At 41.5% G+C, this 10,170-nt stretch carries 14 protein-coding genes; 13 read left to right on the plus strand and 1 reads right to left on the minus strand.

Annotation, left to right across the window (positions count from 1 at the left end; all coding sequences use genetic code 11):
* The first annotated feature begins 88 nt into the window (after positions 1-88).
* The 13 genes from ACF8PK_RS13820 to ACF8PK_RS13880 all read left to right on the plus strand — a co-directional run bounded on the left by ACF8PK_RS13820 (position 89) and on the right by ACF8PK_RS13880 (position 9,335).
* Entirely contained in the window at positions 89-700 is a 612-nt protein-coding gene (locus ACF8PK_RS13820; protein ID WP_392441845.1) for a restriction endonuclease, read from the plus strand.
* A gap of 149 nt (positions 701-849) precedes the next feature.
* Positions 850-1,158, plus strand: coding sequence for a hypothetical protein (locus tag ACF8PK_RS13825; RefSeq protein WP_392441847.1), 309 nt, complete (start codon positions 850-852; stop codon positions 1,156-1,158).
* A 327-nt stretch (positions 1,159-1,485) separates the two neighbouring features.
* Positions 1,486-1,857 carry a hypothetical protein gene (locus tag ACF8PK_RS13830; protein ID WP_392441849.1) on the plus strand — a complete coding sequence of 124 codons (372 nt, stop codon included), beginning with the start codon at positions 1,486-1,488 and terminating at the stop codon, positions 1,855-1,857.
* 13 nt (positions 1,858-1,870) lie between these two features.
* Entirely contained in the window at positions 1,871-2,332 is a 462-nt protein-coding gene (locus ACF8PK_RS13835) for a RidA family protein (protein WP_055466950.1), read from the plus strand.
* Between the two features lie 144 nt (positions 2,333-2,476).
* Positions 2,477-3,295, plus strand: a complete 819-nt coding sequence (locus ACF8PK_RS13840; RefSeq protein WP_392441851.1) for an HNH endonuclease — start codon at positions 2,477-2,479, stop codon at positions 3,293-3,295.
* 564 nt (positions 3,296-3,859) lie between these two features.
* Complete coding sequence (locus tag ACF8PK_RS13845; protein ID WP_025502458.1) at positions 3,860-4,210, plus strand: hypothetical protein; 351 nt, start codon at positions 3,860-3,862, stop codon at positions 4,208-4,210.
* Between the two features lie 218 nt (positions 4,211-4,428).
* Entirely contained in the window at positions 4,429-4,701 is a 273-nt protein-coding gene (locus ACF8PK_RS13850; protein ID WP_392441853.1) for a hypothetical protein, read from the plus strand.
* A gap of 682 nt (positions 4,702-5,383) precedes the next feature.
* Positions 5,384-5,809, plus strand: a complete 426-nt coding sequence (locus ACF8PK_RS13855; protein WP_392441855.1) for an N-acetyltransferase — start codon at positions 5,384-5,386, stop codon at positions 5,807-5,809.
* Positions 5,810-5,960: 151 nt separating this feature from the next.
* The gene (locus tag ACF8PK_RS13860) at positions 5,961-6,698 is read left to right on the plus strand and encodes an SDR family NAD(P)-dependent oxidoreductase (RefSeq protein WP_392441857.1); all 738 of its coding nucleotides are present in this window, start codon (positions 5,961-5,963) and stop codon (positions 6,696-6,698) included.
* An 88-nt stretch (positions 6,699-6,786) separates the two neighbouring features.
* On the plus strand, positions 6,787-7,002 hold the full coding sequence (locus ACF8PK_RS13865) for a DUF6434 domain-containing protein (protein WP_158164337.1): 216 nt from the start codon (positions 6,787-6,789) through the stop codon (positions 7,000-7,002).
* A 171-nt stretch (positions 7,003-7,173) separates the two neighbouring features.
* On the plus strand, positions 7,174-7,695 hold the full coding sequence (locus ACF8PK_RS13870; protein WP_172562947.1) for a GNAT family N-acetyltransferase: 522 nt from the start codon (positions 7,174-7,176) through the stop codon (positions 7,693-7,695).
* Between the two features lie 129 nt (positions 7,696-7,824).
* The gene (locus ACF8PK_RS13875) at positions 7,825-8,748 is read left to right on the plus strand and encodes an arginase family protein (RefSeq protein WP_238772573.1); all 924 of its coding nucleotides are present in this window, start codon (positions 7,825-7,827) and stop codon (positions 8,746-8,748) included.
* Between the two features lie 176 nt (positions 8,749-8,924).
* A complete protein-coding gene (locus ACF8PK_RS13880; RefSeq protein WP_392441860.1) occupies positions 8,925-9,335 on the plus strand; it encodes a GFA family protein in 411 nt (136 codons plus the stop codon).
* A gap of 47 nt (positions 9,336-9,382) precedes the next feature.
* Here the strand turns inward: ACF8PK_RS13880 and ACF8PK_RS13885 are convergent, their stop codons facing one another.
* Positions 9,383-9,901, minus strand: coding sequence for an Rrf2 family transcriptional regulator (locus tag ACF8PK_RS13885; protein WP_238820228.1), 519 nt, complete (start codon positions 9,899-9,901; stop codon positions 9,383-9,385).
* Positions 9,902-10,170 lie beyond the last annotated feature (269 nt).

A 10,170-nucleotide genomic window follows, 5' to 3' on the forward strand; every position in this document is an offset into this window, starting at 1 on the left:
GTGATTTTAGTGGTGAAAACGGTTTGCGGAAGGTTGGTTTATACGGCATTCACCCCTTAACGCGGCGTTATGAAACTTGGAGATAAGTATGAATACAGTAGAAAAAGGTGACAAATTTGAAGATAAAGTCTTCGCTAATATAAAGGATCTCGTAAGCTCTGGTTATTTAGGGTTAAATCCCAGTTGCTGTCGCTTATTCCAAAAGAAGGGATATTATTCGAAGGATAGGGACAGCGATATTATCGTAGATATTTCAATTGAAATTTGGATTCCGGGTGCAGACACTTGGTCTATGCTTTGGGTCTGTGAATGTAAAGACTATTCCAAGCCCGTTCCAGTTGATGACGTCGAGGAGTTTAAAGCAAAACTCAATCAAATAACGGGAGTCAATGTTAAAGGGCTTTTCGCAACTTCCTCCGCGTATCAACGTGGGGCATTAAACTACTCGCGTTCAAATGGAATTGGTTTACTTAGGTTGTTACCAGACGAGCAAATCGACATGGTTTTGTACCATATGACACCAGATGCTTTCAAACAGTTGGATCAACAGAGAAAAAATGAATACAAAAGGGCATTAGTAAATCAAGCACATAGAACTGAGGGGAGTGGTTTTTATTCAATTTACAATGGCTATGTATACCACGGCTGGGAATCCTTAATTAAGAGTTACCTGTCTGATATTATAGACAAAGTTTCATAACAAACTGTTTAAGAGTGATTCGCAACGCGTGGCATTTTCACTATGCGTTGCGTTTAGTGTTTAAGGTGGTATGCAGCGGCTTTGGTATTGCGTTGCTCACACCTTAACAGAGCGTTAGGGCTGCTTACTTAAACAAAACGGATAACTTAATGAAAACATTACTTGGCTGGTCAACCGTTACTAGTGCAGAAAGAAATGGAGTTAAGCGCGATGCTCTATTCAAACGTTTAGCGATATATTTCGAATACATAGTTTTTAATAACCAATTGACTCCTGTAGGGTTACCACTTCCAGGTGTCGGGAAATTAAGCCAAAGAGAATTCTTAAGCTATATTGTTGCCAAAGATAAATACGAAGCAGTTAGATTACAAAAAATTCACTTCAATATTCTTAGATTGTTGGGATTTTGTAGAAGACGAGAGAGACTTCGAGTTAGGACTCAGTTCTGCAATATCTGAACAAATGAAAGGTAGGATTCTTCACTACGCTCACAAAAAGGAAATGAAAGAAGGCGAGTTTATACATAACCTTGCTTTTAAGCAGTTATGTGGTGATATGTGGCATGAACTTCAGCTGTATAGCAGTTTTAAAAAGTATGACCCCAATATAGCTGGAAACCTTTCTATCGACCTCGGGAAGGTTTTTCTGATTACTCCAAGAATGAGGGGATACTGGTTGAAGACATCTCAGGTAACAGCCAGTATATACCAGACTTTGGTGACTTTACTTGGGAGCAAATTATAGAATTACGGAGTGACCCTTTCATAAAGTCATTTCGAACCAAAATGCATTCATCATTTAGATCTAAAGATAACGATCCCGTAGACGCACTGGATCAACTAGCGATTGATGGACTTTGGTCTGTCGCGGAATATGCAAAACCCAACCTTGGAAAAACATTATTGAATGCAATTCTATCCAATGTGCCTACCCCTATACCTGTTTATGGAATTATGAGCGCTTTGAAGGATGGAGCTAACAAAATTGACTTAGCTCATGACAATGGTTGGTCGTTTTTCATTCAAGGAGCAGAGGCATTCATTCGAAAAAGCCCTAACAAAGCATTTAAGAGTGATTCGCAACGTTTGGCAGTTTCGCTTCGCTCAAGTATAGCCAAGCGCTGCTCACACCTTAATGCGGCGTTATATTTTGTTTAATCATGGAGGATAAATGGACATCGAAACGAGACTATCAGAGCTAGGGTTGGAGTTACCTCAAGCAAGCGATCCTCAGGGTAGTTATTGCAATTGTGTGAGAACTGGCAACTTACTCTATGTTTCAGGTAAAGGACCGGTGGCTGGCTTGAGCAAAGTGCCGAAGGGTAAGTTAGGTCAAGAATACACAACAGAAGAAGGTTACACTTTTGCCAAAGCTACGGGTTTAGATATTTTGGCGGCGATTAAACTCGAACTGGGTTCGTTAGACAAAGTAGCCCGAGTTGTAAAACTCCAAGGTTTTGTTAATGCCACTAGTGACTTCGAACAACATCCTAAAGTGTTGGACGGATGCTCTGATTTAATGGCAGACGTGTTTGGTGAAAAGGGTGTTCATGCTCGTTCAGTTTTTGGAGCCATGTCCGTAAGGGGTAATTTACCTATCATCATTGACTCCATATTTGAAATCGCAGACTAAATATAACAAGCAATTTAAGAGGGATTCACAACGCTTGGCATTTTTGCTTCTACTTCAAATATAGTGTTTATGACACAATGCTTTAGGTTTGGGTGTAGGCGTTGTTCACCCCTTAATTGGGCGTTAGCCATAAAGGAGATGAAAATGGAAAGTCAGAAGGTTCTTGAAGCCATATCGCAGTTTACAAAAAAATACAATATGCCATCTATTGACACTTTTCAGAACTTAGCTTTGTTGGCTGAAGTATATGAGTGTGTAATTAAAACTAATAAACCCAATACGCTGTTTTTTGATTTAAACGAACATAATAGTAAGTTATGTCGAAAAGTAGGAAATAGTGCTCTTCATTTATTTGGTTTTGCATTGAAAAGAGATGTGGTGTCATTAGAATTTACTACCAGAAAAACAATGGCAGGCAACTCATTTGATGGATTGTCTGTACTAACTGAACCTGAACCGCCCTTCTCAAAATTTCATGATTTTATAAATGAAGAAGCAAGTGTTGCAAAAAATCATGAATGGGTAAAGATTGAGGTTAAAGCTGAAAATTATGATGCAATAATTGAAATACAGGAAAAATTCTTAAATGAATTTAGTTTAACTAGATTTAGACCATTAACAGCAGAACAATGCTACGTTGAGTTTGACAAGAAAGTATCTGAAATAGCTTCGTCTTCCGACGAAGTAAGTCTGACAAATTCGTATCCTAAATTTCCAAGAAAAAGGCAAGTGGTCACAGATGTATATGAACGAAACCCTTATGTGGTTGTTCAAGCTCTCCAAAGAGCAAATGGTAATTGTGAGGTTTGTTTTCAGCCTGCACCATTTTTAAGAAAATCCGATGGCTCGCCATATCTTGAAGTTCATCATGAAGTTCCCTTATCACAGGGTGGAGAAGATACTCTAAGTAATGTGGTAGCTCTTTGTCCAAATTGTCATAGAAAATCGCACTTTGGGGGATAGGGCTAACAAACTGCTCAAGAGGGATTCGCAATGCGTGGCATTGTAAGCATGCGGTGAGTTTTGTGATTAAGGCAGCCTGCGTTGGCTTTTGCAGTGTATTGCTCACCCCTTAGCAGGGCGTTATGTAGCTTTATAAATATTGGTGTTTATATCCAGTTGTCTTAGGCAAATGGTTCGCGGAAAGTTCATCTATCGCAAGGTGTGGCGAGCATTATGTTATCGAAACGTCTGCGTGCAATGTCGGTTCCGTTCGTTAGGTTTCTCTACGTAAAAGAGATCTTTGTCGCTGGTCGATTTGAATCCACGAGCGCTGGACGTTTTGTCTGTCCAAGTTCGTGAACCACTTCAGGTAATTTGGTTGCGGCAAGATTCACTACTTGTTCGGCTTTTCTTAGGTGGTAAATTGAAGCTGATAGGCAGGCTATATAACAAAGCGTTCAAGCGGGACTCATGCCGCGTGGCATTTTTGGTTTGCGGTGAGTTTTGGCGGTGAAAGTAGTCTGCGGAAACTTGGTATGTGCGGCATTCCCCCCTTAACGCGGCGTTATGCTCTAGGAGGTGATTTTGCTCGATTTACTCAAAAAAGTGGTTCTAATTAACCTCTCAGCGGCTCTTATTGTTATCGCTCTAGCTCAGTTTGTTCCATTCTTTGCTACGACTCAGTTGGTCGACTTTCTTTTCTTTGTTGTCATAGTCATATGGGTTTTGGCTAAGCTAATGTGGGAAGGTGGTATCCATAGTAAGACGACTCGGTTAGATGACCCTAGAACAGACAAAGTCTACAAAATGGTAGAAGGGCATGATTTTCAAAAAGACGAACGCGAGCACTATCGATTGAACTACCAGACAGGTTTAGTTTTCTTTATAGCTGGTCTGCCAGCGTTTATAGCTTGTTTAGTCCTTCAATTTCTTTGAGCACGAGCATAACAAACTGTTCAAGAGGGATTCGCAACGCGTGGCATTTTTACTATGCGTTGCTTTTAGTGTTTAAGGTGGTTTGCAGGGGCTTCGGCATTGCGTTGCTCACACCTTAACAGGGCGTTATGTGCATAAGCCAGGCTTGAATAAAACGATGCTTAAATTTCTAAGACCATGTTTTATAGGTAGTTAATCGTAATCATACAGGAGGTGAAATGGAAAGCGTAATTGAAAATGGATGGCTTAACTTTGGTGTTTCTCTTCTGATAGCACTTTCCGTGTGCTTTGCCATTGAACTGTTATTGAAAAAGGTGTTAAAGCCGAAAGGCTTGTGGTGGGTTTTTATACTGATCTTTTCAGTATGCATTTTCTTAGTTGCTTCTACATTGAATTCCAATGAAAGCTTTTTCTATTGGTTTATTTCATCGGCCAAGTGGGCGTTGGTAGGCGTTGCAGGTCTTTCGATAGCAAAATTGCGAGAAAATTAGCGTAAACGTCGCCGATATGCACATAACAAAGCGTTTAAGACGGATTCACAACGCTTGGCATTTTTGGTTTGTATCAGTTTAAGTGTTTACTGCACAATAGTTTAGGTCTGGTGGTATGCGTTGTTCACCACTTAACGCGGCGTTATAACTACTTGGCAGCATGATCTCCCTCGAATTACATTCTTGTAGTTTTGCAAGGGAAGGTCACTATAGTTAGTTTTTACTTTATACAGTAACAAGTTAGGAATACACATGTTCAAGTGCCCAAACTGCTCAGCCCCGTTGACTGTATGGGATAAGTTCAAATTCATCCCAGATAAACCAGTGATTTGTAAAAGATGTTCGCAAAAATTATTGCCGTTTAGGGTGTATTATTTGGGAACATTTTTTGTTGCGACTTTTGGCACGTCCTCGTTAATAAACTATTTCGAATTTAATACGTTAAGTGCATCAGGGATAGCCTTGACGTGTAGCTTCTTGCTATATATATGTCAGCCAATCAAAAAAGCGTAGTTATAACAAACCGTTTAAGTCAGACTGCCAACGTATGGCATTTTTCATTCCGGTGGAGTTTGGTGATTTTTGTGGTGAAAGCGGTCTGTGAAAGGTTAGTTTGTACGGCATTCACCCCTTAATTGGGCCTTATATTGCCCCGATAAATTCGGCTATTTAGAGCTTTAAAATGATAAGAAAGTACAACGAAAATGACATGGATTCAGTTCTTGAAATTTGGCTTAGTGCGTCAGTTCAAGCTCACGATTTCATCTCGCCTGAGTTCTGGGAATCTCAAGTAGAAAACATGCGTAATATCTACATTCCAGCTTCAGAAACTTACGTTTACGAAGTTGAGTCGAAAGTAGTCGGCTTTTACGCACTATATGAAAATAGCCTAGCTGCTATATTTGTCTCTCCTGAGCTTCAAAGCAAAGGTATTGGTAAGCAACTATTGAGTCATGCTACAACTCGGAGGGCGAAATTAAGTCTCGCTGTGTACAAGGAAAATCAGGCTAGTTATCAATTCTATTTGTCTCAAGGCTTCAAAGTCTTGAGCGAGCAATTGGATGAGCACACTGGACATCCAGAATACACAATGAGTTCGGGTATATAACAAACAGTTCAAGAGGGATTCACAACGCGTGACATTTTTACTATGCGTTGAATTTAGTGGTTAAGGTGGTCTGCGAAAGGTTGGTTTTTGCGGCATTCACCCCTTAACGCGGCGTTAGCCGTCAGACAGTGAAACAAGAAAGGAGTCTAAAGTGAAAGTAGCATTGGTAACTGGAGGCTCTAGAGGTATAGGGCTGAAAGCTGTTCTGCGATTCGTGGACTTGGGCTATCAAGTGATAACCTGCTCTCGTGCTAAACAGTCTTGGTTGGAGTCTGTGCATGAATTTCCACAATTAAGCGTTGTGGACTATCAAATTGTAGATATTTCCTCAGAATCTGAGCTTGAAAAGCTATTCGACCATATCAATAATCAATACGGTTTGTTGGATATTGCAGTGAATAATGCGTCACCGGCTTTGGTATCCAGTGGTCAATTTAAAGAAGTTGACGTTTCTTCTTTACAGGAAACATTGAATGTCGATTTTTGGTCTCAAGCCTTGTGCTTAAGGCATGAGTTAAAACTGATGAATGCGGGTTCCTCTATTGTTAACGTCAGCTCTGTGAATGGCTTAAGACCGACACCTAATGCCTCAATGTACAGCGCGTCCAAGCACGCGATTGAAGGGTTAACCCGTTCTGTTGCTTTGGAATGTATTGGCTCTGGAATTCGCATTAACGCGGTAGCTCCAGGTGTGACATGGACACCACGATGGGAAAGCAAGCAATTGGACTCACCAAACATTCGTAGTGAAGTTTCAGAGGTGGTGCCTATCAAACGCTTTGGTCATGCAGACGAAATCGTTAATGCCATTGAGTTTCTGGTCTCAGACAAAGCCAGCTACATCGTTGGCCATACGCTTGTGGTTGATGGCGGGCTATCCTTGGCATAAAACGGCTAACAAAGCGTTCAGCGGAAGGTAGCTTTATACGGAATTTCCCCCCTTAACGCGGCGTTATACCAAATGGAGAAATCAGACCATGGCAAAGGTTGATTGGCATAAAAATGATATTGATGACGATACAGTCATTACAGATAGTTACAAGACAACTCAAAACGTTCGTCGTTATTTTAAATCTAAATTTGGTGAACAATTTAAATTCGACCGAGATTTCATGCAATGGATGAAAAGTTCGGTGGGTTTAACAATGGGTGACGCTTGCCATGAGTGGATGAGGAGACAACATTCAAAGTAGGTCGCGTGAAATTTGTATAACAAACTGTTCAAGTAGATTCGGTACGCGTGGCATTTTGGGTTTGCAGTTTGTTGAGTGGTTAAGGCGTAATGCAGTCACATTTGTATTGCGTTGCTGACCCCTTAGGCGGGTGTTAGTTTGCACCAAGAATCAAGAGGTTTAGTGTAAGAAATGAAAGTAAGTATTAGACCTGCAAGAGAAAATGAGCTGGATTTTATCCATGCTTTGGTTATCTCAAATGACGAATGGACTAAGTTCAATGGTCCTTATTTTCCATACTCACATCCATCCTTAGAACAGTTTGAAAACTCTTCATTTCAGCGTCTTTTATCGGGCTTAGATTCGCAATTGATTACAGTCGATGATATTCCAGTGGGAATGGTTAGTTGTTACTGGGAATGTGAAGAAACTCGTTGGCTTGAAGCTGGTGTTATTCTTTACGATAAAGGGTATTGGGGTAAAGGCATTGCTGCATTAGCGATTCCGTTGTGGGTTTCGTATCTGTTCAAAAGTAAGGAAATTGAAAGGGTTGGTTTTACGACTTGGTCGGGTAATCCTCGAATGATGTCATTAGCTTTAAAATTAGGCTTTCAGCAAGAAGCTAGGCTGAGAAAAGTCCGCTATTACAATGGCGAGTATTATGATTCAGTCAAGTATGGAGTGCTGCGCTCTGAGTGGTTAGAACGCAACTAACAAAGCATTCAAGAGGGATTTACAACGCTCGGCATTTTCAGTTTGAATTAGCTTAAGCGTTTACGACACAATGGTTTCGATGTCCCTTAATGCGGCGGTATACGAAATTAGGTAAGTACAGGAGTACACATGAAAAGACATTTCGACATCATCGGAGCACCTTTCAATCAACTGGGTTTTGTGACAACCCAAGAAAATACGGTTGATGGTCTGCGACGAATGGATGAAATGTCATGGGTAGGCCTTACCGACTGGATCAAAGTTAGAAATGACCGATGGGGTGCTGACATCATTGACCAAGGCGATGTTGTCATCTCCGATGAAGTTCATTCATTGATTTCCTGCGGGAACAAAGATGAAGCATTGCGAGTTTACGCGCACGACCTAACGATAAAGGTGTTGGCAAGTTATAAGAATAATCGGCTCCCCATAACAATTGGTGGCGACCACTCGATAGCGATGGGTACAATTCAAGCAGTGCTAAGCCATTATCAAAAGGGCAAAAATAAAAAAATTGCAATTGTTTGGGTTGATGCTCACGCTGATTGCAACAACACTCGCGACAGCAATTTGCACGGTAAGCCGTTAGCATTATTAATGAATCAATATCCGCACAATGGTTGGTCAATACCTTCTGATATCACTTTAAACCCTCAAGACGTGTTTTATGTGGGCGTCAGAGATTTAATGCCATGTGAACATCAACTCATTCAAAAACTCAATATGACCAGCTTCGACATGATGTGTATCGAACAGCAAGGGTTTCATGTTGTCGTTCGAACCTTAATGGAAAAATTGGAGCGAGCGTATGACGGTATTTACCTGTCATTCGATTACGATGTCTTAGATGGTTCTCTATTTCGAGCATGTGCTACGCCGAATGTTGGTGGTTTAACCGCAAGAGAGGCCCTGTATTTAGTTCATTCAATCGCCTCGAGTGACAAGTTTATTGGAGCAGAGTTTGTTGAATACATGCCCGAACGAGACAGTAGTGGGGTATCCAAGGAGTTGATGGTGAAGCTTGTTGATGCGGCTTGGAGATTTAAGTCGTAGTTTCGTCTAACGAATGGCTCAAGGGACTGTTAACGCATGGTTAGTTCCTATGAACTGAGGTCGTTACGACTGTTGTGGTTGAGTTTTGTGCCCCTTAGGCGGGCTTTATGTTTACTAGTTAACAAGGATTTATTCAATTGAAAGGAAATTGTTTGTGCGGAGAGATCTCATTTGAGTTGTCAGGCGAACTACCACTCATTTATCAATGTCATTGTTCATTGTGTCGAAAGGTGTCGGGTTCTTCATCCAATTCGGCTTTGATTGTCAAAGCATCAAATTTTAAATGGTGTACTGGCGAGCATCAAATTAAGTCTTTTTCTACTAATTCGGGGTTTAAATCTGAGTTTTGTTCTCAATGTGGTAGTCCTGTACCCAATATCAGCTCGAACGGTGATTCATATTGGGTACCTGCTGGTTTGCTGTCTGGCCCCGCCGATACAAAAGTTGCTGCTCATGTGTATGTCGGTTCTCATGCAAACTGGGATGTGGGGTTCTTAAACGACGGAATTCCGCAATTTGAAACAATGCCAAGTGAACATTGGCTCACCGCGTGCGGCGCAAGGACACAACACACAACGGAAAGGTAAACACTTGATGAGGTTTAAATGGAGCGCCATGGGGCTGGGCTCGATGATCAGCCCTTCATCTCTGTTTTTCGATTCGCACCAATCCACTCTTTGATCTCAACGGCATAGTTATTATGCGCCTTCACATACATTTGTTGTGAAAGCATTAAGATGGATTGTTCAGCCAAGACTTGCTGCATCTGGTTTTGAGCTTTTCTCATGACCGCGTGAATTCCGCACATCCCTTCGCATGCCCATTGAGGAACATCATCCGTGAAGATGTTCATCCGCTGGCGAATTTCTTTACAGTCGAAAATCGACTTCTCACCGTCAATCGCAATCGCGATATCAAGCACGCTGATCTCTGCTGGCGACTTGGCGAGCTTATAACCGCCTTTGCGACCTTCTGAACTCTCGACTAACCCCGCTTTTGAGAACTTAGTAAAAATTTTTCCCAAATAATCATACGGGACGCCTTGTAAGTTCGCTGCTTCGCGAACGGACATTTCCCTCGGTTCGCCGTCTTCATCAACCATATTCACCAAACAGTGAATCCCATACTCAACGCCTGAGCTGTAAAAAGCCATGAGTTAACCTCTGATTCTAATGACTTGGCAGTGTAAATCACTCTCTTGCGACAAGCATAAAGAAATCGAGCAAAAAAATAAACTGCGACTAATGTTGTCGCAGTTTATTTTTTCTTGTATGCTGCGCCGAAATGATGAGTCAGAAGTGAATGAGGAATCTCACATGAGTAAAGACATAGTGATTATTGGTGCCGGTTTTGCGGGCATGTGGGCAGCGCTCAGTGCTGCGCGTTTGGCAAAGTTGAAGCAAGCGGAAGACGTCGGTGTAA

Origin of the sequence: Vibrio sp. CJQ_6 (assembly GCF_043106745.1) — a bacterium.
Classification (GTDB): domain Bacteria; phylum Pseudomonadota; class Gammaproteobacteria; order Enterobacterales; family Vibrionaceae; genus Vibrio; species Vibrio furnissii.

Excerpts from the sequence above, each read along its gene's own strand:
- ACF8PK_RS13820 (WP_392441845.1), top strand. The coding sequence starts at position 89 with ATGAATACAGTAGAAAAAGGTGACAAATTTGAAGATAAAGTCTTCGCT.
- ACF8PK_RS13825 (WP_392441847.1), top strand. The coding sequence starts at position 850 with ATGAAAACATTACTTGGCTGGTCAACCGTTACTAGTGCAGAAAGAAAT.
- ACF8PK_RS13830 (WP_392441849.1), top strand. The coding sequence starts at position 1,486 with ATGCATTCATCATTTAGATCTAAAGATAACGATCCCGTAGACGCACTG.
- ACF8PK_RS13835 (WP_055466950.1), top strand. The coding sequence starts at position 1,871 with ATGGACATCGAAACGAGACTATCAGAGCTAGGGTTGGAGTTACCTCAA.
- ACF8PK_RS13840 (WP_392441851.1), top strand. The coding sequence starts at position 2,477 with ATGGAAAGTCAGAAGGTTCTTGAAGCCATATCGCAGTTTACAAAAAAA.
- ACF8PK_RS13850 (WP_392441853.1), top strand. The coding sequence starts at position 4,429 with ATGGAAAGCGTAATTGAAAATGGATGGCTTAACTTTGGTGTTTCTCTT.
- ACF8PK_RS13855 (WP_392441855.1), top strand. The coding sequence starts at position 5,384 with ATGATAAGAAAGTACAACGAAAATGACATGGATTCAGTTCTTGAAATT.
- ACF8PK_RS13865 (WP_158164337.1), top strand. The coding sequence starts at position 6,787 with ATGGCAAAGGTTGATTGGCATAAAAATGATATTGATGACGATACAGTC.
- ACF8PK_RS13870 (WP_172562947.1), top strand. The coding sequence starts at position 7,174 with ATGAAAGTAAGTATTAGACCTGCAAGAGAAAATGAGCTGGATTTTATC.
- ACF8PK_RS13875 (WP_238772573.1), top strand. The coding sequence starts at position 7,825 with ATGAAAAGACATTTCGACATCATCGGAGCACCTTTCAATCAACTGGGT.
- ACF8PK_RS13885 (WP_238820228.1), bottom strand. The coding sequence starts at position 9,901 with ATGGCTTTTTACAGCTCAGGCGTTGAGTATGGGATTCACTGTTTGGTG.